The organism is Kitasatospora sp. NPDC088548 (assembly GCF_044753005.1).
Taxonomy (GTDB): Bacteria; Actinomycetota; Actinomycetes; order Streptomycetales; family Streptomycetaceae; genus Kitasatospora.
Window position 1 is genome coordinate 52,181 of sequence record NZ_JBIVMI010000013.1, and the last position, 24,208, is coordinate 76,388.

Here is a 24,208-nt window from a genome sequence, read left to right on the forward strand (position 1 = left end):
GATGTGCGGAGATCGCCCCTGTTTCCGCCGTTCCGGAAACGGCGTCAGCCCTTGCCCCGGGCCTGCTTCACCGAACCCACCACGCCCGCCACGGCGAGCAGGACGCCGGCCGGCAGCAGCGAGAGGAAGAACGCGCCGAACAGGCCGGCGTCGCCGAGGAACGTCTGCGCCAGCATGTTCAGCACCAGCAGTCCGCCGGCCGCCGGCAGCGCCGACTGCCACGGGTGCTCGGCCGCCCACCGGCGCAGCCGCCGGTCGCCGGTGTCGCGGCGCAGCTGGCCGCCCACCGTGCCGACCAGGAAGAAGAAGAACAGCGCCCAGCCGGCCGGTCCGGCCAGCATGCTCAGCGACCAGTCACCGGTGATCGCATCGATCCCCAGGGCCGTCGCCCCCACCACCGCACCGACTCCCGCGGCCGTCCGCCACGGTCCCACCGTCGCGGCGGCGACGGCGAGTTGCCGGTTCTCACGTCGGGACATCTCTTCGTGTGCCATACCTCCACGGTGCGCCCGCACACCGCCCGGGGCCATAGGGGAGAACCCCGAGTTTCTCCCTAGGGCGTGGCGGGCGGCAGTCCGACCGCTGGGTGGACGCTCCCGCCGCCGGCCCGGTCGCGGTGCGAGGATGGCCGCAGTACCGGAGGTAAGGAGCGGCCATGGCCAGCAGCGGAGCACACGGACAGAAGATCGCCTTCCTGGGCACCGGCAAGATCGGCGAGGCCCTGCTCTCCGGTCTGCTGAGGGCCGGAAAGGACCCGGCGGACGTGCTGGTGACGGCCCGCCGCCCGGAGCGCGCGGCCGAGCTGGCCGGGAAGTACGGCGTCGGCACCGCGACCAACGCCGAGGCCGCCAAGCTCGCCGACACCCTGATCCTCGCGGTGAAGCCGCAGGACATGGGCACCCTGCTGGAGGAGCTGGCGCCGCACGTCAGCCCGGACCGGCTGGTGATCTCGGCGGCGGCCGGCGTCCCCACCGCCTGGTTCGAGGCGCGGCTGGCGGCCGGCACCCCGGTGGTCCGGGTGATGCCCAACACGCCCGTCCTGGTGGACGAGGGCATGAGCGTGATCTCCGGCGGCTCGCACGTCACCGAGGCGCACCTGGAGCGGGCGGAGGAGATCTTCCGCTCGGTCGGCAAGGCGGTGCGGCTGCCCGAGTCCCAGCAGGACGCGGCGACCGCGCTCTCCGGTTCGGGCCCGGCGTACTTCTACTTCCTGGTCGAGGCGATGACGGACGCGGGCATCCTGCTCGGCCTGCCCCGGCAGGTGGCGCACGACCTGATCGTGCAGTCGGCGATCGGCGCCTCGGTGATGCTGCGGGACTCCGGCGAGCACCCGGTGAAGCTGCGCGAGGCCGTCACCTCGCCGGCCGGCACCACCATCGCCGCCATCCGCGAGCTGGAGAACCACGGTGTACGGGCGGCCCTGCTGGGCGCCCTGGAGGCGGCCAGGGACCGTTCCCGGGAGCTGGCCTCCGGCGGCAAGTAGGCCCGGACACAAGGCCCGGCGGGCCCGGAGGCGGGGCCCAGTAGGCTCGACGGCATGTCCTACGACTTGGTGATTTTCGACAACGACGGTGTCCTGGTGGACAGCGAGCCGCTCTCCAACCGGCTGCTGGCCGAGTACCTGACCGAACTCGGCTACCCGACCACCGTCGAGGAGTCGTACCGGGACTTCATGGGCACCGCCGCCCACCGGGTCCACGACGTGATCGCCGAGCGGTTCGACGGGGCGAAGCTGCCGGACGGCTTCGACGACCTGTTCCACGCCCGGGTGTTCGCCGCGTTCGGCGCCGAACTCGCCGCCGTCCGGGGCGCGGAGCGTCTGCTGAAGGAGTTGCAGCAGCGTTCCGTGCCCTACTGCCTGGCCTCCTCGGCGCACCACGAGTGGATCCGGACCGCGCTCGACGTCACCGGCCTGCGCGGGAACTTCGTCGAGGAGCGGATCTTCAGCGCCCAGGACGTCGGCGTCGGCAAGCCCGCGCCCGACCTCTTCCTGCACGCCGCCCGCACCCTCGGCGTCGAGCCGGGCCGCTGCCTGGTCCTGGAGGACAGCGTCAACGGCGTGCTGGCCGCCCGGGCCGCCGGTATGGACGTGTACGGGTACACCGCGCTCACCGACCCGGCGAAGCTGACCGCCGCCGGTGCCACCGGGCTGATCGCCGATCTGGCGGAGGTCCCGGCGCTGCTCTGAGCCCGCCCGGCCGGGGAGGGCCGCCGCGGAACAGCCGCACGGAACGGCTGTTCGCAGAACTGCTGCGCGACCCCTCCCGCGATCGCGCGCCACCGCCTACGCTCTCGCCAACATCGTTGTACCGGCCAGTAGCGAGGTTGGCATGAGTACCGTGATCCCTCCTCGGCTGCGCGCGGGCAGAGCCGCGCTCGCCGCGAGTTTCCTGCTCCAGGGCGTCACCTTCGCCCTGCTGGTCACCTGTATCCCCGAGATCCAGGACCGGTACGGGCTGAGCGACGCCCTGCTGCCGGTCTTCCTGGCGGCCGTGCCGATCCTGGCCGGGGTGGGCTCGATCGGCTCCGAATGGCTGGTGCGGCGCACCGGGGCCCGGGCTGTGCTGCGGGTCGTCCAGCCCGCCGTCTGCCTCAGCCTGGCGGGCGCCGGGCTCGGCGGCACGCTCTGGCAACTCGCCCTGGCCCTCGGGGCGTTCGGGCTTCTGGTCGGTGCGCTGGACGCCAGTATGAACATGCTCGGGGTGGGCCTCCAGCGCCGTTACGGGCGCTCGGTCATGCTCGGCTTCCACGCCGCGTTCAGCCTCGGCGGCATCCTCGGCGCCGCCGTCGCGGGCCTCGGCTCACGCTACGACCTCGGCCTGCCGGTGCTGTTCGGCTCGGCCGCCGCGGTGATCGCCCCGCTCGCCGTCCTCGCCGGCACCCGCTTCGCCGGGCCCGCCGAACTGGGCGACGCCGTCCGGGAGGCCGCCGAGGCCGCCGCCCGGTCCGTACCGTGGCGGCCACTGCTGCCGCTCTGCCTGGCGATGGCCTTCGCGTACATCGCGGACGCCTCGGTCTCCAACTACAGCGTCAAGTACCTCACCGACAGCCTCGGCAGCCCGAAGGACGTCGCCAAACTCTCCTACCTCGGCTACATGGTGGCGATGCTGCTCGGCCGGGCCCTGGGTGACCGCGCGGTGCAGCGCTGGGGCGCCGTCCCCGTGGTCCGCGGCGGCGCCGCGCTGGCCGCGCTCGGCTTTGCGGTGGCCGCCGCGGCGCCCGGTGCCGGGGCGGGCATCGCCGGCTTCACCGTGCTCGGCTTCGGAATCTGCGCGATCATCCCCCAGGTCTTCGCGGCCGGCGGACGGCTCTTCCCGGCCGACTCGGACGCCGCCGTGGCCCGGCTCAACCTCTTCAACTACGTGGGTTTCCTGGTCGGTTCACCACTGGTCGGGGCGATCGCGGGCGCGAGCTCCTACCGCTGGGCACTGCTCGCCCCGATGCTGCTGGTGCTCGCCGTCCTCCCGCTCGCCGGCCGCTTCGCCCCCGCCCCGGTCGCCCGGCCCGCGGTGGCCTGAGCGCGAACCGCCCGAGCGAACCGCCCGAGCGGACGGCCGGCACCCACGGCCGGGGCGGACGGCCGGAGCGGCCCGGAACCGGCGCGCCCTGGCGGCCGCCGGAGCGGAGCCACCCGCTACGGTGGAGGCCATGCCCGAAGCCGAGCGTGACACCCCCTGCGGCCTGCACCTCTTCTGGGACGAGGCCGTCACCGCCTACGACTTCGGCCCCGGCCACCCGATGGACCCGACCCGGCTGGCGCTCACCATGCGCCTCGTGGAGTCCCTCGGGCTGAGCAGCGGCCCCGGGGTGACGGTCCGGGCCGCGCCGCCGGCCGGCGAGTCCACCCTGCGCCTGGTGCACACCCGCGAGTACGTCGCGGCGGTCAAGCACGCCGCCGCCCACCCTGAGGAGCAGGACGCCCGGCACGGGCTCGGCACCGACGACAACTGGGCCTTCCCCGCCGTGCACTCCGCCTCCGCGCTGATCGCCGGCCAGTCCGTGGCCGCCGCCGAGGCCGTCTGGCGCGGCGAGACCCCGCACGCCGTCAACTTCGCCGGCGGGCTGCACCACGCCATGCCCGGCCGGGCCTCCGGTTTCTGCATCTACAACGACCCGGCGCTCGCCATCGCCCGGCTGCTCGAACTCGGCGCCGAGCGGGTCGCCTACGTCGACGTGGACGTCCACCACGGTGACGGCGTCCAGCAGGCGTTCTGGAACGACCCGCGGGTGCTCACCGTCTCGCTGCACGAGCACCCCGCCACGCTCTTCCCGCAGACCGGCTGGGCCACCGAGACCGGAGGCCCCGACGCCCCCGGCTCCGCCGCGAACCTGCCGCTGCCGGCCGGCACCGGCGACACCGGCTGGCTGCGCGCCTTCCACGCCCTGGTGCCCGAACTGCTGGCCGCGTTCCGCCCGCAGGTCCTGGTCACCCAGCACGGCGCGGACACCCACCTGGAGGACCCGCTCGCCCACTTCGCCGTCACCGTGGACGCCCAGCGGCTGATCGCCGAGGAACTGCACGACCTGGCCCACCGGCACGCCGGCGGCCGCTGGATCGCCACCGGCGGAGGCGGCTACGCCGTGGTGGACGTCGTCCCGCGGACCTGGACCCACCTGGTCGCCACCGCCGCCGGACGGCCCGTCGACCCGGCCACCGAGACCCCGGAGGCCTGGCGCGCCGAGGTCTACCGGCGCACCCGCCGCCCGGCCCCGCTGCGGATGACCGACGGGGCCAGGCCCGTCTGGCGGGACTTCGACACCGGCTACGATCCGGCCGACCGGCTGGACCAGGCGATCCTCGCCACCCGCCGGGCCGTCCTGCCCTACCACGGCCTGCTGCCCTGAGCCCGGAGGCCCCGGACCGGCGGCCCCGTGTCCGGGGGCGTGCGCATGCCCACTGCTACAGACCGCTGAGCGACTACGTACTGCAACAGGCCTATCTCTCACCGTACGAGGACTGGGCTTCCCCCTCTTCCCACTGGTACCACCCATAACTACTCTGGGGATACACGTGTGCCGGTGGAGTCACCGGAGGGGAAGCCGGTGCCTTGCACACGGGTAAGGGTCGGGTGATGGTCATGAGTTCCGGCGAACGCCCCCTGCAGGAAGTTGTCTTCCTGACCGTGGCGGAGGTGGCCGCGGTCATGCGGGTGTCCAAGATGACGGTGTACCGGTTGGTGCACAGCGGAGAACTGCCGGCCATCCGGGTCGGACGGTCCTTCCGGGTGCCCCAGCAGGCGGTGCACGAGTACCTCAAGGAGTCCTACGTGCGGCTCGAGAGCGCGTAGGGCCGGGCGGCGGGGCGGGGTCCGCAGCCTGCGGACCCCGGGCCCGTTCGCCGGGGATTCTCCGGGTGTTTCCCGGTTCCGGGGAGCACGATTACGACCCAGGGCGCGCGGAAGGTAGGCTAGGCCGTCCGTCAGTCGTATGGACTCCGTCTCTCACGGGCGCGAGTCTCAGTGAGCGAGGGTTGTTCCGTGGGCTCTGTCATCAAGAAGCGTCGCAAGCGTATGGCCAAGAAGAAGCACCGCAAGCTTCTGAAGCGGACCCGCGTGCAGCGTCGCAACAAGAAGTAAGCGCCCCGGCCGCGCCCTGCGCGCCCGGCGCTTCCACCGCCCGTCCAGACCCTTGTGGCCTGGGCGGGCGGTGTCATTTCACGGCCCGACACGGCGGCGCGGTACGGTGCACGCAAGTCGCTCAGGGCGAGGAATGGGGTGCAGCACCGTGGGCATGGTCGTGCTCGTCACCGGCGTGGCACGCCATCTCGGCGCCCGCTTCGCCGCCGAGATCCGCCGCCGGCCCGGGGTGGACCTGGTGGTCGGCGTGGACGTGCAGCCGCCCCGGCACGCCGTCGCGGAACCGGACGGGCCCGCCGCCCCGTACCGCTTCCACCAGCTCGACCTGCGCCGGCCGGCGGTGGCCCGGGTGATCGCGGAGCACCGGGTCGACACCGTCGTCCACCTCAGCGTCAGCGCCACCGGTCTGGGCTCGACCAACCGCTCCTCGGTCAAGGAGTCCAACGTCATCGGCACCATGCAGCTGCTCGGTGCCTGCCAGAAGGCGTCCGGCGTGCGCCGCCTGGTGGTGAAGTCCACCACCGGCGTGTACGGCTCCACCCCGCGCGACCCGGCGGTGTTCACCGAGCGGACGCAGCCCAAGAACCTGCCCGGCGGCGGCTTCGCCAAGGACGCGGCGGAGGTCGAGGGCTACGTCCGCGGCTTCGCCCGGCGCCGCCCGGACGTCGCGGTGACCGTGCTGCGGTTCGCCAACATCGTCGGCCCCGGCGCGGACACCCCGCTCAGCGAGTACTTCGCCCTGCCGGTGCTGCCCATCGTCCTCGGCTACGACCCCCGGCTGCAGTTCGTCCACGAGGACGACGCGGTCGAGGTGCTCTGCCGGGCGGCCGTCGCCGCCGAGCCCGGCACCGTCAACACCGGGACCTTCAACGTGGCGGGGGAGGGCGTGCTGCTGCTCTCCCAGTGCGCCCGCAGGCTCGGCCGGCCGACCCTGCCGCTGCTGCTGCCCGCGATCAGCTGGGTGGCGGCGGTGGCCCGGCAGACCAGGATGGTCGACTTCTCGCCCGAGCAGCTGCGGCTGCTGACCCACGGCCGGGTGGTGGACACCACCCGGTTGCGCGAGACCTTCGGCTACCGGCCCGGCTTCACCACCCCGGAGGCCTTCGCCGACTTCGCCGCCGCGCAGTCCGCCGGCCTGCTGCCGCCCGAACGGCTCACCGCCGTCACCGACCGGCTGGCCGCCCTGCTCGGGTCGGAGCGCCGCCCGGCCGTTCCTCCCCACCGACCCAGGAGCTGAACCCGCGATGAGTGCCGCAGCCGAGAACGCGAGGGACGGGGCCAAGGTCATCCCGATCGAGTCCGCGCCCAGCTGGAGCGACCCCGGCCACCCGGGCCTGGCCGACCAGCTCGCCGACGCCGTCGGCGGGGCGCTGGCCGGGCGGCTCGGCCCGGCCGCCACCCGCCTGTTCGGCAAGGGCTGGGAGGGCCGGGCCGCCGACCGCCTGGCGTTCCTGCGCCGCCGGATCACCGGCGACTACGAGGTGGACGAGTTCGGCTTCGACCGGGAGCTCACCGAGGAGGTGCTGCTCTCGCTGCTGCGCCCGCTCGCCGAGAAGTACTTCCGGGTCGAGGTGCGCGGGATCGAGAACATCCCGGCCGAGGGCGGCGCGCTGATCGTCGCCAACCACTCCGGGACGATCCCGCTGGACGCGCTGATGACCCAGGTGGCCATCCACGACCACCACCCGCACCACCGGCACCTGCGGATGCTCGCCGCGGACCTGGTCTTCGTCCTGCCCGGCGTCAACGAGCTGGCCCGCAAGGCCGGTCACACGCTGGCCTGCAACGAGGACGCCCAGGCGCTGCTGGAGCGCGGCGAGGTGGTCGGAGTCTGGCCGGAGGGCTTCAAGGGCATCGGCAAGCCGTTCTCCGAGCGGTACAAGCTGCAGCGGTTCGGGCGCGGCGGGTTCGTCGCCTCGGCGCTGCGGGCGGGGGTACCGATCGTGCCGTGCGCGATCGTCGGGGCGGAGGAGACCTACCCGATGATCGGCAACCTCAAGACGCTGGCCCGGCTGCTGGGCCTGCCGTACGTGCCGGTCACGCCGACCTTCCCGTGGCTGGGGCCGCTCGGCGCGGTGCCGCTGCCGACCAAGTGGACGATCGAGTTCGGTGAACCGATCGCCACCGACGGGCACCCGGCGGAGGCGGCGGACGACCCGATGCTGGTCTTCGACCTGGCCGACGAGGTACGGGAGACCATCCAGCACACGCTCTACAAGCTGCTGGTGCAGCGGCGGTCGGTCTTCTTCTGAGCCACGGCCGGCCACGGCTTCCGAACCACGGCTTCCGAACCACAGGGCGCCCCGCCGGCCTTCCGGAACGGTGCCCGGGTGAGGGCCCGGCGAACCCGCCGGGCCCTCACCCGTGTCCGTACGGCCGGGTCAGCCGCCGAGGATCCGCAGCCCGGGCAGCAGGCCGGGGACCAGCGGCGGCACCTCGACGCCCTGCGGCGTGGCACCGGCACCGGCGCTGGGCGGGCCGGACGGCCGCGGGGCCTGGTCGGGCACCGGGTCGGCGCTCGGCGAGGGCTTGACGCCGGTGAGCCCGCTGGTGAGGTTGTCGACCAGCCCGCCGACGGCGTCCGCGGCGCTGCTCGGCACGCCGCTCGGCACCGCGCCGCCGTTGCCGATGCCGGGCAGGCCCGACCCGGTGGACGGGGCCCGCTCGGTGCTGCCGGGCCTGCCGCCACCGTTGGCGGCGGCCGCGCCGCCCTGGGCCGGCCCGGCACCGGGTGCGGCGTTGCCGCCGCCCGCCGGGGTGTCGGCGGAGGTGGTGCCGGAGGCCGCGCCGCTCGCGCCGCCCGCTCCGGTGCCCGCCGGGCCGCTGCCGCTCTTGGCGGGCGGCTGGGTCAGACGCAGGGGCGCGACGTCCTCGCTTATGTCGTCGAAGAGCTGGTCCACCAGGTGTGCCTGCGGGGTCAGCTGCACCGGCAGCCTGCTCTGCAGCTCCGCCCAGCGGCCGTCCTCGCCCTGGGCGAACCCGGCCAGGGCGCGCATCGGGTCCAGCGAGCCGTTGCTGCGGTAGACCGAACGCAGCAGCTCGCGGCCCTTGAGGGCGTCGGCGTGCATGTCGTCCAGCGCGCGCCGGACCTGCTCGACCGTGCCCGGGCTGAGCGCGCCCGCCGGGTCGGTGTGGCCGACCAGGCTCTTGGCCTCGCCGAGCCGGGTGGCGGCGTGGTCGAGCAGCAGCTCGCCGCGCTCGCTGTCGGAGCCCGCGAAGTTCAGCCGGAGCCCTTCGAGGCCGCGCTTCATGCCGTACAGCGTGTCGCCGGGGAGGGCGTTGGTACTGGCGGTGGCGGCGCCCGCGAGGCTGCCGACGGCGAGCCCGGCGACCAGTCCGCCGATCGCGAACCGGCGGCTCCAGCGGCCGCGCGGAGCGGTCCGGAGCGACCGGTGCCTGCGCTGCCGGGGCACGGTGGCGCCCGGGCCGCCCGCGAAGGCCTGCTCGAACGCGGCCATCAGCTGGGCGCGTTGGACCGTCCTGACCTGCCGGTCCAGCTCCGGTCCGGGTAGCGCGCCGAGTGCGTCGGTCATGCCGACCAGCTCGGCCATCGCGGCCGTCGTGGCCGTCATGGCCGAACCGGCACCGGTGGAAGCGGTGTTGGCCGATCCGGTACCGGCGGCGCCGCGTTGCTCTGCCCGGTGGGCCTCCAGCGCCTCGGCGAAGGCCTTCGCCCGCCGGTGCTCCAGCACGTTTGCCGTCACGAGCCACACCTCCCTTCGTCGTTGTCGACACTCCGGCCTGCCGGGCGGTTGTCCCGGCGGGCCAAAGCCACTCCATCGGGTGAGAGGTCGCAATTCGACTTGACCGTACGCCTGGTGGAGGCTTGCACGCTGGCCAACGAGCGGTGCGGGCGGTCGGTTACGCGCCGCCGATCACCGGCCGGGGCGTTCACCCGCACGTGTCGGAGCGGCGTCGGCGGTGACGGTGGCGGTCCGGCGGGTATCTCCCCGGTCACCGGCCCGCTCACCGCGCGTCGGGCGGCAGCAGGCGGGCGAGCGTCCGCACCGCGCGGTACTGGAGGGTCTTGATGGCGCCCTCGTTCTTGCCCATGATCCGGGCCGTCTCCGCCACCGAGAGCCCTTGCAGGAACCGGAGCGTGACGCACTCCTGCTGCTGCGGGTTGAGCCGGTGCACCGCGTCCAGCAGGGCCGCGTTGGAGAGCGACTCCAGTACCGAGTCCTCCGGGCTGCGTTCGCACTCGTTGGAGTCGAGCATCTCCCCGGTGGTGACCTCCAGCCGGAACCGGCTGGACTTGAAGTGGTCGGCCACCAGGTTGCGGGCGATGGTCACCAGCCAGGCGCCGAAGTCCCGGCCCTGCCAGGTGAAGGTGCCGATCCGGCGCAGCGCGCGCAGGAAGGTCTCGCTGGTGAGGTCCTCGGCGGTGGCCCGGCTGCCGACCCGGTAGTAGATGTAGCGGTAGACGGTGTCCGCGTAGTGGTCGTAGAGGCGGCCGAAGGCATCGCTCTCGCCGGCCTGGGCCCGTTCGACCAGCTCCATGATCGGGTTGTGCTCGGTCTCGTAGCCGGGGCTCGGGGCGGTCCTGGCCCGGCTGCGGCCGCCGGTGCCGGTGGCGCCGGTCCGTCCGCGTGAGCCGGCGCCGGCGGAACCGGCGGCGGTGGTGCGCAGCGCGAGGCCGCCGGGGTGCGGCCGGCCGGGGTCGAACGAGGCTCCGGCGGTCACGAGTTGGGCCGGGGCGGGGAGCCGGCTGCGGAGCAGGCTGCGCAGCAGCTCCAGGCCGGTGGAGATCTGCCGGGCGGAGGCCGGGCGGCCGCGGAGGCCGGTGCGGGAGCGCAGGGGCGCGGGCGACGGGCGGGAGGGTGCAGGCGCGTCGTTCCGGACGGGTGGGTACACGGGACTCCCAGAGGCAGAACTGTGGACGGATCACCTCCGCCTGCGCGGAGAGCACGCCCGCGCCGCCCGGCAAAAGGGGCGCGTGGGTGACGTGCATCCAGGAGAGAATAACGCTTTGTGCAATGACAGCTACACCGTGTGGTCGAAGTGGTCGTTTGAGATCCGCGCAGTGTGCATATCTGACTGATGTCGACCGAACGTGTCATCGTTCATCCGGCTCAACGTGACCGAACAGATGCGCTGGGTGACAAGTTTGGGGGCCGGGAAGGCGGTTTCCCTGCCTCGGGCCTCGGCAACCCTCGACTTTCCCCGTCTGATGAACGATCGAAAGTGATCGGTGGCGATCAGATGTGCGCAGGAGATCCGGGCGGAGCGGTGGCACGGGGGAGTTCGCCCGTACGAGGGGCCTGGTCAGGGGGCTGGTTGACGTCCGGTCACCCGCCCGGGGACGCCTCGTCCCGGCCGCGCTGCCGGAAGGTTCGGCAGCGGCGCCGGAAGGTCCGGCCGCGGCGCCGGCGGTTCAGACGCGGTGCCGGCGGTGCAGTGCGACCCCGGCGGCGGCCGCGCCCGCGATCACGCCGAGCGCGGCCGCCGCCGGCAGGCCGATCCGGGCGGCCTTGCGCCCGGTCCGGAAGTCCCGCACCCGCCAGCCCTGCGCCCGGGCGTGCCGGCGCAGCGCGCCGTCCGGGTTCACCACGTACGGGTGGCCGACCAGCGAGAGCATCGGGATGTCGTTGGCCGAGTCGCTGTACGCGGCGCAGCGGCCGAGGTCGAGCCGCTCCCGGCGGGCCAGTGCGCGGACGGCGGCCGCCTTGGCGGGCCCGTGCAGCAGATCCCCGACCAGACGTCCGGTGTAGAGGCCGTCCCTGGCCTCGGCGACGGTGCCGAGCGCGCCCGTCATGCCGAGCCGGCGGGCGATGACCCGGGCCACCTCCAGCGGGGCGGCGGTGACCAGCCAGACCCGTTGGCCGGCGTCCAGGTGCATCTGGACCAGGGCGCGGGTGCCCGGCCAGATCTTGTCGGCGATGACCTCCTCGAAGACCTCCTCGCAGATGGCTTCGAGGTCGGCCGTCCGCTTTCCGGCCACCAGGCCGAGTGCGGTGTGCTGGGCGTCGGCCATGTGGTCCGGGTCCTCGGTGCCGTGCAGGCGGAACCAGGCCTGCTGCCAGGCGAACCGGGCGATGTCGCGCCGGGTGAGGAAGCCGCGCCGGTAGAGGCCGACGCCGAGGTAGAAGATCGCCGCGCCGCGCAGGATGGTGTTGTCGCAGTCGAAGAAGGCGGCGGCGCGCGGGTCGTCCCGCTCGGGGGTGTGGTTCTCGGCGGGCGCCTTGGGGGCCCTGGCCGGCCTGTCGGCCGCGGGCGCGGTCCCGGCGGACTCGGTGGACTCGGTGGTCCCGATGTCCTTGACGGCCCCGATGGGCTCGGCGGTCCCGGTGGCACCGGCGGACTCGGCGGCCGGGGCTCCGGCGGTCGGCCCCGGGCCCGGTTCGGCGCGCAGCGCGGCCTCCGCCGCCTCGGCCGCGGCCTCGCCCGCCAGGGCGGTCCGCGCGCTGGTGGGACGCCTTGTCTGGAGGAGCCTTCGGAGCACGGCCATGGCATCGAGCATAGCCAGCCGGGTCGGGAGCGGCCGTGACGGCGGCGTGCCCGCGCGGTGAACGGCGGGCGGCCCCGGCCCGGCCGGACGTCCGGCCCGGCCGGGTGTAAGGCGGGCGCACAATGGCCTGGTGAGCCCACTGCTGCGACGTGACAAGACCCCGAGCCCGAAGCCGGCCGACCGTACCGTGACCCTGGTCGGCAAGCCGGGCTGCCATCTCTGCGACGACGCCCGGGAGGTGATCGTCCGGGTGACGGGCGAGCTGGGCGCGACGTTCGAGGAGAAGGACATCACGCAGGACGAGGAGCTGTACCGCCGCTACTGGGAGCAGATCCCGGTGACCCTGATCGACGGCCGCCAGCACGACTTCTGGCGGGTCGACGAGCGCCGGCTGCGCGCCGCGCTGGGCGCCTGAGCCCCGGGGGTCCCGCCCCGCGCCGCCCCCGCCGACCGGCGGGGGCGGTTCGCCGAATCGTTGTGAAGAAACCCGCGACCGGCCGGGGAACGGCCCCGTTCGTCGGCTTACGATCGAACGCGTCCGCGGCCATGGGGGGCTGAGCACACCAGGAGTGCCGTCATGCTTCCCGGCCCGACCCCAGGGATGCCCGTCCGCCCGGAGGCGGCCGGGGCGGCCGGCGGGTTCGCGGTGGTGGACGTGGAGGCGACCGGCCGCAGCCCGTGGCGGCACCGGGTGGTCGAGGTCGCGGTGGTGCTGCTGGACGCGGCGCTGCGCCCGGAGACCGAGTTCTGCACCCTGCTCGATCCGCTCGGCCCGGTCGGCCCGACCCATGTGCACCGGATAGCCCAGGCCGACGTCGAGGGCGCCCCCCGGTTCCGGGAGATCGCGCCGAGGCTGCTGGAGCTGCTGGCCGGCCGGGTGCTGGTCGGCCATCACGTCACCTGCGACCACGCCTTCCTGGGTCGCGAGTTCGCCCGGATCGGGGTGCCGCTGCCGCCCGTCCCGCTGCTCTGCACCATGCGGCTGGCCCGCGCCCACCTGCCCCAGGCCCGCGGTTTCGGCCTGGCCGCCTGCGCCGAGGCGGCGGGCCTCGGCGGGTTCGCGGCGCACACCGCGCTGGGCGACGCCCGGGCCACCGCCGAACTGCTGCGGCACTGCGCGGGCGTTCCGTCCTGCCCGCCCGAGGAGTGGGCCGCGCCGCTGGGCGAGGCGGCCCGGGTGCCGTGGCCGAGGCTGGGCCGGGCGCGTTCGCGGCAGTCCGGGGCCCCCGTCCCGCTGGTCCGCAGGGAGGCTCCGTACGGCCTGCGGACACCGGGCGCACGGCCCCCGGCGGTGGTGCCGACAGAGAGCGGTGCTATGGGGTCGACGGCGTGATGCGCATCACTGTGCGGGGACAAAACGGACACCATCTTTGTGCACACGTTCACAAACGCATAGCCTGGCTGCCAAAGCCCAGCTTCACCCACAGGAGCACCGTGGCAATCGGCCGATCACCACAGAGCAGTTCGCAGACGCCCGACCAGGGCGCCGCGCGCCGACCCTCGCGTGCCCGGGGCATCCCGGAGGCGACCGTCGCGCGCCTGCCCCTCTATCTGCGGGCGCTCACCGCGCTCTCCGAGCGCTCCGTGCCGACCGTCTCCTCCGAGGAGCTGGCGGCCGCCGCGGGCGTCAACTCCGCGAAGCTGCGCAAGGACTTCTCCTACCTCGGCTCGTACGGGACCCGTGGGGTCGGCTACGACGTCGAGTACCTCGTCTACCAGATCTCCCGCGAGCTGGGCCTGACGCAGGACTGGCCGGTCGTCATCGTCGGCATCGGGAACCTCGGCCACGCGCTCGCCAACTACGGCGGCTTCGCCTCCCGCGGCTTCCGGGTGGCGGCCCTGCTGGACGCCGACCCGGCCGTGGTCGGCAGCAGCGCGGCCGGTCTGCCGGTGCGCCACATGGACGAGCTGGAGGAGATCGTGGAGAGCCAGCACGTCTCCATCGGTGTCATCACCACCCCGCCCGGCGCCGCCCAGCAGGTCTGCGACCGCCTGGTCGAGGCCGGCGTCACCAGCATCCTGAACTTCGCCCCGACCGTGCTGACCGTGCCGGACGGCGTGGACGTGCGCAAGGTGGACCTCTCCATCGAGCTGCAGATCCTGGCCTTCCACGAGCAGCGCAAGGCCGGCGAGGAGCCGGACCGCGCCGAGTCCGTGCTCGACCGCGCCCCCGGACCGGTCCGGGCGGCCGCCGCCAAGCTGCGCCGCGCCGCGGGCGGCAGCGGCAAGGGCCGGGTGGCCGTCGAGCCGGCCAAGGACGGGACCGAGCCGGCCAAGGGCAAGCCCGGCGAGGGCGATCTCTCCGCGGTGATGCCGGCGTGAGCACCGAGAACCATGGCACCAGGGGGCGGGCATGAGTCTTCTTGTCGTAGGACTGAGCCATCGCACCGCCCCGGTCGGCGTGCTGGAGCGCGCCGCCCTGACCGGTGACGTCCCGACCCGGCTGCTGCACGACGCGGCGGCCACCGCGACCGTCGCCGAGGCCGCGCTGCTGAACACCTGCAACCGGATCGAGCTCTACGCCGACGTGGACAAGTTCCACGCCGGTGTCGCCGAGCTGTCGCTGCTGCTCGCCCACCACAGCGGGGTGGACCTGGAGGAGCTGACCTCCCACCTCTACGTCCACTACGAGGACCGCGCCGTCCACCACCTCTTCGCGGTGGCCTGCGGCCTGGACTCGATGGTGGTCGGCGAGGGCCAGATCCTCGGCCAGCTGCGCGACGCCCTGGCCAAGGCCCAGGACGAGCACACCGCCGGGCGCGGCCTGAACGAGCTGTTCCAGCAGGCCCTGCGGGTCGGCAAGCGGGCGCACAGCGAGACCGGCATCGACAAGGCCGGCCAGTCGCTGGTGACCTTCGGCCTGGAGCAGGTCGCGGCCGGCGCGGGCGAGATCGCGGGCAAGCGGGCCCTGGTGGTCGGCGCCGGCTCGATGAGCTCGCTGGCCGCCGCCACCCTGGTCCGCTCCGGCGTCACCGATCTGCTGATCGCCAACCGGACGCCCGAGCGCGCCGAGCGGCTGGTCGAGATCCTCGGCGCCGACGTGGCCCGCACCATCGAGCTGGCCAAGGTGCCCGAGGCGCTGGCCGACGTCGACCTGGTGATCTCCTGCACCGGCGCGGCCGGCGTGGTGATCAGCGCCGAGGACGTCGCCACCGCCGTCGCCGCCCGGGGCGGCGACGCCCCGCTGGCCTTCCTCGACCTCGCCATGCCCCGCGACGTCCACCACGGCGTGCACGAGCTGCCCGGCGCCCTGCTGGTCGACCTGGAGAGCCTCTCGCACGCCCACGCCGCCACCCCCGGCGCCGGGGACGTGGACGCCGTCTCCGGCATCGTGGCCGACGAGGTCACCGCCTTCGGCGCGGCTCAGCGGGCCGCCCGGATCGCGCCGACCGTGGTCGCGCTGCGGGCGATGGCCTCCGAGGTGGTCGCCGCCGAGCTGGGCCGCCTGGACTCCCGGCTGCCCGGTCTCGACGAGCGCTCCCGCGCCGAGATCACCCAGACCGTTCGCCGCGTCGTCGACAAGCTGCTGCACGCCCCGACCGTTCGGGTGAAGCAGCTTGCCGCCGAGCCGGGCGGCGCCTCCTACGCGGACGCGCTGCGCGAGCTGTTCGACCTCGACCCGGCGGCCGTGCACGCCGTGTCGGGCACGCCCGTCGGCGGTCTGCCCCAGCCTTCCGGCGGGGGCACCAGATGAACCGTCAGCCATCCCACGAGTACCACCGGGACGATCACCTCATGAATGGTCAACCGCTCACCGACCAGGCCCGGCCCGCGACCGCAGCGCTGCGGCTCGGCACCCGGCGCAGCGCGCTCGCCATGGCCCAGTCGGGCATGGTCGCCCGCGAGGTGACCCGGGTCACCGGGCGCCCCGTCGAGCTGGTGGAGATCACCACCTACGGCGACACCTCCCGGGAGGCGCTGGCGCAGATCGGCGGCACCGGCGTGTTCGTCTCCGCGCTGCGCGACGCGCTGCTGGAGGGCCGGATCGACTTCGCCGTGCACTCGCTGAAGGACCTGCCCACCGCCGAGCCCACGGGCCTGGTGCTGGCCGCCGTCCCCGAGCGCGAGGACGTCCGTGACGCCCTGGTGTCGCACGAGGGCCTGGCCCTGGACGAACTGGTGGAGAAGCTGGCCGGCGCCGGGCGCACCGCCCGGATCGGCACCGGCTCGCCGCGCCGGATGGCGCAGCTGAACGCCTGGGCGCGAGCCCGTGGCGCCGCGCTGGAGACGGTCGCGATCCGCGGCAACGTCGACACCCGGATCGGCTTCGTCACCTCCGGCGAGCTGGACGCCGTGGTGCTGGCCACGGCCGGCCTCAACCGGCTCGGCCGCAGCGCCGAGATCAGCGGTCACCTCGACCCCGAGCTGATGATCCCGGCCCCCGGCCAGGGCGCGCTCGCCGTCGAGTGCACCACCGCCAACACCGGGCTGACCGCCGCGCTGGCCGCCCTCGACCACACCCCCACCCGGGTCGCGGTGGCCGCCGAGCGCGCCCTGCTGGCCACCCTGGAGGCCGGTTGCTCCGCGCCGGTCGCCGCGCTGGCCACCTGGGGTCACCGATCCGAACTGCGGCTGGAGGGCGTGGTCGGCACCGTCGACGGCACCTCCCTGCTGAAGATGTCCGCCCACGGTCCGATCGTCCTCGACGAGACCGCCGAGCAGCAGGCGGCGGCCCTCGGCCGCGCCCTCGCCGCCCGGCTGCTCGACGCGGGCGCGGCCGCCCTGATGGGGGAGCGAGCCCGATGAGCCCCACCACCGCCACCGACACCCCGTTCCCGGCCGACAGCCCCTTTGCGGGCGGGTCGTCCGCCGCCGGCCGGTGCACCTTCCTGGGCGCGGGCCCCGGGGACCCGGGCCTGCTGACGCTGCGCGCGGTCGAGGTGCTCGCCTCGGCCGACGTCCTGGTCGCCGATCCGCTGACCGCCGCCGCCGTGCGCAGTCACTGTCCGGCCGGTGTGCAGGTGCACACCCCGGGCGCGGAGGGGGCCGGGTTCGACCTGGCCAAGCTGGTCGCCGAGGCCGTCCGCTCCGGCCGGCACGTGGTCCGCACCGTCGACGGCGACCCCGGCCTGGACGGCTGCGCGGCCGAGGAGATGCTCAGCTGCGCGGGCGACGGGATCCCGTTCGAGGTGATCCCGGGCGTCGCCCAGTCGGTCGGCGTGCCGGCCTACGCCGGCGTCCCGCTGCGCGGCGGCAGCGGCACCGACGTCCGGTTCGTGGACGGTCCCGCGCTGCTCGCCGGCAGCCCGGTGGACCTGGGCGCGCCGGAGACCACCCTGGTGGTGCGCACCACCCTGGGGCAGCTGCCGGCCACCGCCAACGCGCTGGTCTCCAACGGCCGCAAGCCGGAGTCCGCGCTCAGCGCGACGCTCTCCGGCACCACCACCCGCCAGCGCACCTTCACCGCGACCCTGGCCACCATCGCGGCCGACCTGAAGGCGGCCCGGGTGCTGCCCTCGCCGGTCTCCGCCCCGGTGGACCCGGCGACCTCGGTGATAGCCGTGGTGGGCGAGCAGGTCGCGCACCGCTCCTCGCACTCCTGGTTCGAGACCAAGCCGCTGTTCGGCTGGAACGTGCTGGTGCCGCGCACCAAGGAGCAGGCCACCGGCCTCTCCGAGCAGCTGCGCTCGTACGGTGCGGTACCGCAGGAGGTGCCGACCATCGCGGTCGAGCCGCCGCGTACCCCGCAGCAGATGGAGCGGGCGATCAAGGGCCTGGTCACCGGCCGCTACGAGTGGATCGCCTTCACCTCGGTGAACGCGGTCCGGGCCGTCCGGGAGAAGTTCGAGGAGTACGGCCTGGACGCCCGGGCGTTCGCCGGGATCAAGGTCGCGGCGGTCGGCGAGACCACCGCGCAGGCCCTGGTGGACTTCGGTGTGAAGCCGGACCTGGTGCCGAGCGGTGAGCAGTCCGCGGCCGGGCTGCTGGAGGACTGGCCGCCGTACGACCCGGTGTTCGACCCGATCGACCGGGTGCTGCTGCCGCGCGCCGACATCGCCACCGAGACCCTGGTGGCCGGCCTGGTCGAGCTGGGCTGGGAGGTCGACGACGTGACGGCGTACCGGACGGTCCGCGCCTCGCCGCCGCCGGCCGAGACCCGTGAGGCGATCAAGGGCGGCGGCTTCGACGCGGTGCTCTTCACCTCGTCCTCGACCGTGCGCAACCTGGTCGGCATCGCCGGCAAGCCGCACAACGTGACGGTCATCGCCTGTATCGGCCCGGCCACCGCCAAGACCGCCGAGGAGCACGGCCTGCGGGTCGACGTGATGGCCCCGGCGCCGTCGGCGGCCGCCCTGGCCCAGGCGCTGGCAGACTTCGGGGCCAGGCGCCGCGACACCGCGACCGCCGCCGGTGAGCCGGTCTACCGGCCCAGCGAGCGCCGCCCCGGTTCGCGCCGCAAGGCCCGCTGAGGCCCTGCTGTTCGACATACTCGTCCCGGGGGCGGCCGACCCGCCGCCCCCGGCGCTGCACAACCGTTCGGAGAGAGAAGCCGTGTCCGCTGAATTCCCGTACGTCCGCCCCCGCCGGCTGCGTTCGACCCCGGCGATGCGCCGGCTGGTCGCCGAGACCCGGCTGCACCCGGCGGAGCTGATCCTGCCGCTGTTCGTCCGTGAGGGCGTCAGCGAGCCGGTCCCGGTGTCGTCGATGCCGGGCGTGGTCCAGCACACCCGCGACACCCTGCGCAAGGCCGCCGTCGAAGCGGCCGAGGCGGGCCTGGGCGGCCTCATGCTGTTCGGCGTGCCCGAGGTGCAGGACGCGGTCGGCAGCGAGGGCACCAACCCGGACGGCATCCTGCAGCAGGCGATCCGGGACGTGGTCGCCGAGGTCGGCGACGCCCTGGTGGTCATGTCCGACCTCTGCCTGGACGAGTACACCGACCACGGCCACTGCGGGGTGCTGGCCGCCGACGGCAGCGTGGACAACGACGCGACGCTGGAGCGCTACGCCGAGATGGCCCGGGTGCAGGCGGACGCGGGCGTCCACCTGGTCGGTCCGTCCGGGATGATGGACGGTCAGATCGCGGTGGTCCGCGAGGCGCTGGACGGCGCGGGGCACCAGGACGTGGGCATCCTCGCCTACACCGCCAAGTACGCCTCGGCGTTCTACGGCCCGTTCCGGGAGGCGGTCGGTTCCTCGCTGAAGGGCGACCGCAAGACCTACCAGCAGGACCCGGCGAACGCCCGGGAGTCGCTGCGGGAGCTGGCGCAGGACGTCGCGGAGGGCGCCGACCTGGTGATGGTCAAGCCCGCGATGGCCTACCTGGACGTCCTGCGGCAGGTCGCCGACGCCTCGCCGGTGCCGGTGGCGGCGTACCAGGTCTCCGGCGAGTACGCGATGGTCGAGGCCGCCGCGGCGAACGGCTGGATCGACCGGGAGCGGATGATCATGGAGACGCTGACCTCGATCCGCCGCGCCGGGGCCGAGCAGATCCTCACCTACTGGGCGGTCGAGGCCGCCGCGCTGCTCAAGTAGCCCACCGCCGTACGAGCCAGTACGACGAAGGCCGGGCCCCTCACCGGGCCCGGCCTTCGTCGTACACCCGTACGTCAGCCGACGTGGGCGAAGCCCTCCACGCCGCCGAGCGCGTCGGTGGAGGTGGCGGCGCCCCAGCCCTGGGCGCCGGTGTGGATGTGGGTGGTGTGCGCGAGGCCCCACCACTCACCGGCGGCGAACACGGGGTGCGCCGAGGCGACGAACTCGCCGCCGCCCGCGAGGCCGACGTGCGCGAACGCCGGGGTGGCGACACCCGCGAGCGCCAGCGCGCCGAAGGCGGTCAGCGCGGCCTTGCCCAGCTTGCTCTTCATGGATCTGCCCTCTCTGTCGGAACGCTCTCCCGGAGCGCCCTGTCACTGACACGTGATCACCCGCTCCCGTCGGCCCGGCGCCCCACGCGCCGGGCCGACGGCCTGTCACCCGCCCGGCCCGCACGCGGGAGCGGCGGCCCGTCCGGGTGACCGGTCCGTACAGCCCGGAGGGCCCGGGGAGACCTCCCCGGGCCCTCCGGCCGCGCCATGCCCCGAATCAGCCGATCAGGTGCGAGACGCCCGAGTCGCCCGAGGACTGGGTGTTCTGGCCGACGTTGCAGATCTGCTTCGGGGTGCTGTTCAGGATCGGCACCTCGACCGGCACCGCGACGCCGATGACGGCGACCGCGATGTTGTGGACCTCCGGCAGGCAGACGTTCGGGTTGTCCAGGGTGTGGAAGTTCGGGCTGTTGTTGCCGGCGGTGCCGGTGTGGTTGGTGCCGCCGTTGCCCTGGACCGAGACGGCCGAGCCGTCCGCGTCCGCGATGGCGGAAGCCGAGCCGGCGGACATCGCGATGGCGGCGGCGGCCAGGCCGGCGGCGGCGAGGGACTTCTTGATCATTTCCGGTTTCCTCTCGAGGGTGAATCGGGGAGCGATTCGAAGGGTGGTTCAGGGGTGGTGCGGGTGGGCGGCAGGTCAGCCGATCAGGTGGGAGATGCCACCGTCACCCTTGCTCTGGGTGCCCTGACCCTGGGTGCAGTACTGCTTGCCGCCGCTGTTGGCGATCGGGACCTCGACCGGGACGGCCACCCCGAGAACGCCGACCGCGATGTTGTGGATCTCGGGGAGGCAGACGTTCGCGTTGTCCAGGAAGTGGAAGTTCGGGCTGTTGTCGCCGACGGTGCCGGTGAAGTTGGTGCCACCGTTGCCCTGGAAGGACCCGGCGGCGCCGTCCGCGTCGCCGATGGCCGAGGCCGGCGCCGCGGTCACGGCCAGCGCGGCCGCGGCGAGCCCGGCGGCGGCGAAGGACTTCTGGATCATGGGGAGATCCCTCTCTGAAATGCTTTTTGGATTCCGTGCGTACAACGCGTACAACGCTCAGGCCCGGTCTGCGGTCACTGACATTCAGATCAAAGAACGACGGCACGGAAGGTTACGGGGATTTTGGAAAAGAGTCCGGGAGGCGCGACGGGCGAGGGTTTCCGGTCTGATTATTAAGCCGAACAGGCTAATCGCCGCAATCCGTACTCCGGTTGTCTCGTTGAGACAGATTGCTTTCGGCTGCGCCCGCGCAGCCGTGCCACAGAGATCTCCAGTACGGACAGGCAGAACGGTGAAAAGCATGAAGTTCTCCAAGCGGGCCGGCGCGATGCTGCTGGCGGTCGGTGCGGGCGTGCTCGCCTCGCAGGGGGCGGCGTCCGCCGCTGCGGTCAACCCCGACCAGGTCGGAGCCCTGGAGGACCAGCTGGCCACCCAGCAGGTCCCGCTCGACCTGCCGCTCACCCCGCTGGGCAGCCGGATCTCCGGCGGTATCCCGGCCTCCCTGGTGATGCCGCCGGTGCCCGGGCACACCACCGGCGACGCGCTGGTCCCGGAGCGGATCCTGCCCGCGCTCGGCACCGGCAAGGTCGGCCCCACCGCCAAGGCCGATCTGCCGCTGCCGCTGGTCGACCGGGGCGCCGCGCTCGGCGAGCTGCTGCTGGAGGCCCCGGCCGCGCCGCTGCACGCCGACACCCCCGGCGTCGGGCTGGGCCGGCCGCTCGCCCTCGTCCAGGACGGCACCGGCCAGCTCGCCGACGGCCGGCTCAAGGTGGGCGAGATCGACCCGCGACTGATCACCGGCACGGTGCAGGCCGTCCCCGGCGCCAAGGCCAGCCTCGGCAACGAGGACGAGCGGATCTCGGTCACCGACTCGGTGGGGAACCTGGCCGAGACCACCACCGCCACCACCACCGGCGTGGTGCAGCAGTCCGGCGTCACCGGCCTCACCCAGCTCTGAGGCCTCACCCGGCCCCGGGCCGACGAGAGCCCGGTGCCCCCTCCGGACGGACGGGGCACCGGGCTCTCGGCTGTGTGCGGGCGGCCGGGAGCCCGGGGCGCGGGATCAGCCCGGCAGCAGCCCGAGCAGCGCGCCGACGGCCGGCAGGTCCCGCGGTCCGCCGCCGGCGCTCAGCGGGCCGGTCAGCGTGGTGGTGCTGACCGGCGCCAGGCCGGAGTTCTCCGGCTGGACGGTCGCGCCGTTGTTCAGCACGTCGGCCGAGGACTGCGCCCACGGGTCCACCCGCAGGTCCTTGAGCGGTGCGACGCCGTAGCCGAGGCCGGTGGTCGCACCGCCGAGCGCCTGGCCGACGTCGGTGCGCTGGAGGTTGGCACCGCCTTCGGGCGCCGCGTGCGCGGTGCCCGCGCCGAGCAGCATGGCGGCGCCCAGGGCGGCGGCGAGGCCGGCCCCGCTCTTCTTCGAGATCGAGATCATGCGGAATCACCCTTCGGGGGATCGGGTTCCCGGGCGGCCGGGGTGCGCCCGGGGATGCCGAACTGCCCCCCGGCCGGCTGGTCGGGGGGCAGGACGGCGGAACGCGTGCCGATCGGAGATCAGCAGTCGTCCTCGTGCACCGGGGGCGCCTCGACGTTGGCGCAGTGGTTGCCGAACGCCGGGTTCAGCAGGCCGATGATGTTGATGGAGTTGCCGCACAGGTTGACCGGCACGTGCACCGGCACCTGGATCTGGTTGCCGGAGACGACGCCGGGGGAGCCGGCGGCGACGCCCTCGGCACCGGAGCTGGCGACGGCGGAGCCCGCCGCGCCCAGCGCCAGGCCGGCAGCGGCGGCGGTCAGGACGGCGGCCTTCTTCACGTTCTGCATGGGGGTAGATCTCCTCGATCACACACGGGTGGAGCGGGCCGCACCCCGCAGGTCGCGGGGTGCGGCCCGGGCTCGGTGAACCGGCGGTCGCCGCTACGGCGACCGCGGGGTTCAGCCGACGTTGGCGCAGTGGTTGCCGAACGCCGGGTTCAGCAGGCCGATGATGTCGATGCTGTTGCCGCACAGGTTGATCGGGACGTGCACCGGGATCTGGATCTGGTTGCCGGAGAGCACACCGGGGGAGCCGGCGGCGACGCCCTCGGCACCGGAGCTGGCGAACGCGCCGCCGGCCGCGCCGACGACCAGGCCGGCGGTGGCGAGGGACAGGACGGCGGCCTTCTTGATGTTGCGCATGTCTTTCCTCCGTTTTCTGCCCGACGGGTTGGGAATGTCGGGATCCGGGCGAAAGTGAAATCATCGCCCGATGGCTTCTGGATTTTCCGTGATTGTCACTCCGGCGGCGCAGAGCGGCGTGTTCCGTCCGTGGCTCGGACGTTCCGCGGCCGCCTCGTTTCCGTGTCTCGCGAACAATTCCCGCACGGCCGGGATTGTTTCGCGCGAAGGCGCGACCAGGAGGAATTCCGGAGCGTCCGCCGCTCCGCGCGGAACGCGGGCGGCGGACGGCCGCGGATCTCCCGGGAGTCGTCGGGCCTCGCGACGGTGGAGCCGGGCGGCGTCCCCCGGACGGGTCAGGCGTTGACGCAGTGGTTGCCGAACGCCGGGTTGAGCAGGCCGATGATGTCGATGCTGTTGCCGCACAGGTTGATCGGGACGTGTACCGGCACCTGGATCTGGTTGCCCGAGATCACCCCGGGCGAGCCGGCCGCGACACCCTCGGCGGAGGCGCCGTGGAGGTGGTGGGCCGAGGCGGCGCCGGCGCCGGCGGCCAGCAGGGCGGCGGTGGCCGCGGTGCCGAGGACGCCGTGGGCGAGCTTGCGCATGTGCGGTATCTCGATTCGTGAGAGGGGCCTGGGTGGAGTGTGTTCCGCCAGGGAGAACGAGGCAGCGCCCGGCGGGAAACGGTCGGCTCCGGTGATCACCCAAATGCCTGGCCGCCCCGGCCCGTTGAGCCGGTCGGGTGACAGTGGGCGCGTCGTAGCAACCGGGCCGGGCGGGTGTCGTTGGAGATGTCGCACTCCCCGTGCATATCTGTCGAATAGTCAGGAGGCTCCTATGAGCATCAAGAAGACGGCCGCCGTCGGTGCCGCCGTGGTAGGCATCGTGGCGGCCGGTGCCGGCTCCGCGGTGGCCAGCTCCGGCGCCGAGGGTGTCGCCGCCGGCTCCCCCGGCGTCATCTCCGGCAACCAGATCCAGGTCCCGGTGCACATCCCGATCAACGCGTGCGGCAACACCATCGACATCGTCGGTCTGCTGAACCCCGCGTTCGGCAACCACTGCGTCAACGCTGGCTGATCCACGCCCGGTTCGGCCGGCGTGAGCCGTCGCCGCGCGCTTCCCTCCTGGGGCGCGGGGCGGCGGCTCTCCGCTTTTCCGGGCCCCGGATGTCGGTCCTCCTGGTCCGCCCGGGCCCGCGGTGGCGTCAACTCCCGGCGCTGTCCGAAGCCTTGTTGCGTTA

28 protein-coding genes are annotated in these 24,208 nt (G+C 73.8%); 17 read left to right on the plus strand and 11 right to left on the minus strand.

Features of this window, described 5'->3' with window-relative positions; translation table 11 throughout:
* Window positions 1-44: 44 nt before the first annotated feature.
* Window positions 45-494, minus strand: a complete 450-nt coding sequence (locus ACIP82_RS18320; RefSeq protein ID WP_363606004.1) for a hypothetical protein — start codon at window positions 492-494, stop codon at window positions 45-47.
* Between the two features lie 161 nt (window positions 495-655).
* On the opposite strand from ACIP82_RS18320, the gene proC reads away from it, so the two are divergent.
* The 8 genes from proC (at window position 656) to ACIP82_RS18360 (ending at window position 7,828) form a co-directional block, all read left to right on the plus strand.
* Window positions 656-1,483 (plus strand): pyrroline-5-carboxylate reductase, encoded by an 828-nt coding sequence (gene proC, locus ACIP82_RS18325; protein ID WP_400654343.1) that lies wholly within the window; start codon window positions 656-658, stop codon window positions 1,481-1,483.
* Window positions 1,484-1,537: 54 nt separating this feature from the next.
* Window positions 1,538-2,188 (plus strand): HAD family hydrolase, encoded by a 651-nt coding sequence (locus ACIP82_RS18330; RefSeq protein WP_363606001.1) that lies wholly within the window; start codon window positions 1,538-1,540, stop codon window positions 2,186-2,188.
* Between the two features lie 142 nt (window positions 2,189-2,330).
* Complete coding sequence (locus ACIP82_RS18335) at window positions 2,331-3,518, plus strand: MFS transporter (RefSeq protein WP_400654345.1); 1,188 nt, start codon at window positions 2,331-2,333, stop codon at window positions 3,516-3,518.
* A 130-nt stretch (window positions 3,519-3,648) separates the two neighbouring features.
* Window positions 3,649-4,845, plus strand: coding sequence for an acetoin utilization protein AcuC (locus ACIP82_RS18340; protein ID WP_363605997.1), 1,197 nt, complete (start codon window positions 3,649-3,651; stop codon window positions 4,843-4,845).
* Between the two features lie 233 nt (window positions 4,846-5,078).
* Window positions 5,079-5,288: a helix-turn-helix domain-containing protein gene (locus tag ACIP82_RS18345; protein ID WP_148644250.1), complete on the plus strand. Its 210-nt coding sequence runs from the start codon at window positions 5,079-5,081 to the stop codon at window positions 5,286-5,288.
* Window positions 5,289-5,477: 189 nt separating this feature from the next.
* Window positions 5,478-5,576, plus strand: a complete 99-nt coding sequence (locus tag ACIP82_RS18350) for a 30S ribosomal protein bS22 (RefSeq protein ID WP_003948845.1) — start codon at window positions 5,478-5,480, stop codon at window positions 5,574-5,576.
* A gap of 148 nt (window positions 5,577-5,724) precedes the next feature.
* A complete protein-coding gene (locus ACIP82_RS18355) occupies window positions 5,725-6,813 on the plus strand; it encodes an NAD-dependent epimerase/dehydratase family protein (protein ID WP_363606062.1) in 1,089 nt (362 codons plus the stop codon).
* 7 nt (window positions 6,814-6,820) lie between these two features.
* Window positions 6,821-7,828, plus strand: a complete 1,008-nt coding sequence (locus ACIP82_RS18360; RefSeq protein WP_363605995.1) for a lysophospholipid acyltransferase family protein — start codon at window positions 6,821-6,823, stop codon at window positions 7,826-7,828.
* A gap of 129 nt (window positions 7,829-7,957) precedes the next feature.
* Here the strand turns inward: ACIP82_RS18360 and ACIP82_RS18365 are convergent, their stop codons facing one another.
* The 3 genes from ACIP82_RS18365 to ACIP82_RS18375 form a co-directional block, all read right to left on the minus strand.
* On the minus strand, window positions 7,958-9,280 hold the full coding sequence (locus ACIP82_RS18365; protein WP_400654392.1) for a DUF5667 domain-containing protein: 1,323 nt from the start codon (window positions 9,278-9,280) through the stop codon (window positions 7,958-7,960).
* 262 nt (window positions 9,281-9,542) lie between these two features.
* Window positions 9,543-10,325 carry an ECF subfamily RNA polymerase sigma factor, BldN family gene (locus ACIP82_RS18370; RefSeq protein ID WP_400654551.1) on the minus strand — a complete coding sequence of 261 codons (783 nt, stop codon included), beginning with the start codon at window positions 10,323-10,325 and terminating at the stop codon, window positions 9,543-9,545.
* A gap of 625 nt (window positions 10,326-10,950) precedes the next feature.
* A complete protein-coding gene (locus tag ACIP82_RS18375; protein WP_400654393.1) occupies window positions 10,951-12,024 on the minus strand; it encodes an HAD family hydrolase in 1,074 nt (357 codons plus the stop codon).
* Between the two features lie 130 nt (window positions 12,025-12,154).
* On the opposite strand from ACIP82_RS18375, the gene ACIP82_RS18380 reads away from it, so the two are divergent.
* The 7 genes from ACIP82_RS18380 (at window position 12,155) to hemB (ending at window position 19,497) form a co-directional block, all read left to right on the plus strand.
* Window positions 12,155-12,439, plus strand: coding sequence for a glutaredoxin family protein (locus ACIP82_RS18380; RefSeq protein ID WP_363605990.1), 285 nt, complete (start codon window positions 12,155-12,157; stop codon window positions 12,437-12,439).
* A 162-nt stretch (window positions 12,440-12,601) separates the two neighbouring features.
* Window positions 12,602-13,357, plus strand: a complete 756-nt coding sequence (locus ACIP82_RS18385) for a 3'-5' exonuclease (RefSeq protein WP_363605988.1) — start codon at window positions 12,602-12,604, stop codon at window positions 13,355-13,357.
* 101 nt (window positions 13,358-13,458) lie between these two features.
* The gene (locus ACIP82_RS18390) at window positions 13,459-14,346 is read left to right on the plus strand and encodes a redox-sensing transcriptional repressor Rex (protein WP_363605987.1); all 888 of its coding nucleotides are present in this window, start codon (window positions 13,459-13,461) and stop codon (window positions 14,344-14,346) included.
* 31 nt (window positions 14,347-14,377) lie between these two features.
* Window positions 14,378-15,718 carry a glutamyl-tRNA reductase gene (locus tag ACIP82_RS18395; RefSeq protein ID WP_363605985.1) on the plus strand — a complete coding sequence of 447 codons (1,341 nt, stop codon included), beginning with the start codon at window positions 14,378-14,380 and terminating at the stop codon, window positions 15,716-15,718.
* 41 nt (window positions 15,719-15,759) lie between these two features.
* A complete protein-coding gene (gene hemC / locus ACIP82_RS18400; RefSeq protein WP_363605983.1) occupies window positions 15,760-16,770 on the plus strand; it encodes a hydroxymethylbilane synthase in 1,011 nt (336 codons plus the stop codon).
* Entirely contained in the window at window positions 16,767-18,434 is a 1,668-nt protein-coding gene (locus ACIP82_RS18405; RefSeq protein ID WP_363605982.1) for a uroporphyrinogen-III synthase, read from the plus strand. Before hemC ends, ACIP82_RS18405 begins: the two co-directional genes overlap by 4 nt.
* 82 nt (window positions 18,435-18,516) lie before the next feature.
* Window positions 18,517-19,497 (plus strand): porphobilinogen synthase, encoded by a 981-nt coding sequence (gene hemB / locus ACIP82_RS18410; protein WP_363605980.1) that lies wholly within the window; start codon window positions 18,517-18,519, stop codon window positions 19,495-19,497.
* A gap of 74 nt (window positions 19,498-19,571) precedes the next feature.
* Here hemB and ACIP82_RS18415 read toward each other — a convergent pair whose 3' ends face one another.
* The 3 genes from ACIP82_RS18415 to ACIP82_RS18425 all read right to left on the minus strand — a co-directional run bounded on the left by ACIP82_RS18415 (window position 19,572) and on the right by ACIP82_RS18425 (window position 20,811).
* Complete coding sequence (locus ACIP82_RS18415; RefSeq protein ID WP_363605979.1) at window positions 19,572-19,829, minus strand: hypothetical protein; 258 nt, start codon at window positions 19,827-19,829, stop codon at window positions 19,572-19,574.
* A 217-nt stretch (window positions 19,830-20,046) separates the two neighbouring features.
* Window positions 20,047-20,391 carry a rodlet layer protein gene (locus ACIP82_RS18420; protein ID WP_363605977.1) on the minus strand — a complete coding sequence of 115 codons (345 nt, stop codon included), beginning with the start codon at window positions 20,389-20,391 and terminating at the stop codon, window positions 20,047-20,049.
* 75 nt (window positions 20,392-20,466) lie between these two features.
* The gene (locus ACIP82_RS18425; RefSeq protein WP_363605976.1) at window positions 20,467-20,811 is read right to left on the minus strand and encodes a rodlet layer protein; all 345 of its coding nucleotides are present in this window, start codon (window positions 20,809-20,811) and stop codon (window positions 20,467-20,469) included.
* A gap of 301 nt (window positions 20,812-21,112) precedes the next feature.
* Between ACIP82_RS18425 and ACIP82_RS18430 the strand changes: the two genes are divergently transcribed.
* Window positions 21,113-21,769: a hypothetical protein gene (locus tag ACIP82_RS18430; RefSeq protein WP_363605975.1), complete on the plus strand. Its 657-nt coding sequence runs from the start codon at window positions 21,113-21,115 to the stop codon at window positions 21,767-21,769.
* Between the two features lie 105 nt (window positions 21,770-21,874).
* Here ACIP82_RS18430 and ACIP82_RS18435 read toward each other — a convergent pair whose 3' ends face one another.
* From ACIP82_RS18435 to ACIP82_RS18450, 4 genes are all read right to left on the minus strand, one after another.
* Window positions 21,875-22,243, minus strand: coding sequence for a hypothetical protein (locus ACIP82_RS18435; protein WP_400654399.1), 369 nt, complete (start codon window positions 22,241-22,243; stop codon window positions 21,875-21,877).
* A gap of 119 nt (window positions 22,244-22,362) precedes the next feature.
* A complete protein-coding gene (locus ACIP82_RS18440) occupies window positions 22,363-22,632 on the minus strand; it encodes a chaplin (protein WP_363605972.1) in 270 nt (89 codons plus the stop codon).
* 111 nt (window positions 22,633-22,743) lie between these two features.
* The gene (locus ACIP82_RS18445) at window positions 22,744-22,986 is read right to left on the minus strand and encodes a chaplin (RefSeq protein ID WP_363605971.1); all 243 of its coding nucleotides are present in this window, start codon (window positions 22,984-22,986) and stop codon (window positions 22,744-22,746) included.
* A gap of 335 nt (window positions 22,987-23,321) precedes the next feature.
* A complete protein-coding gene (locus ACIP82_RS18450) occupies window positions 23,322-23,573 on the minus strand; it encodes a chaplin (RefSeq protein ID WP_400654402.1) in 252 nt (83 codons plus the stop codon).
* Window positions 23,574-23,805: 232 nt separating this feature from the next.
* Between ACIP82_RS18450 and ACIP82_RS18455 the strand changes: the two genes are divergently transcribed.
* The gene (locus ACIP82_RS18455; protein WP_363605969.1) at window positions 23,806-24,045 is read left to right on the plus strand and encodes a chaplin; all 240 of its coding nucleotides are present in this window, start codon (window positions 23,806-23,808) and stop codon (window positions 24,043-24,045) included.
* Window positions 24,046-24,208: the final 163 nt, after the last annotated feature.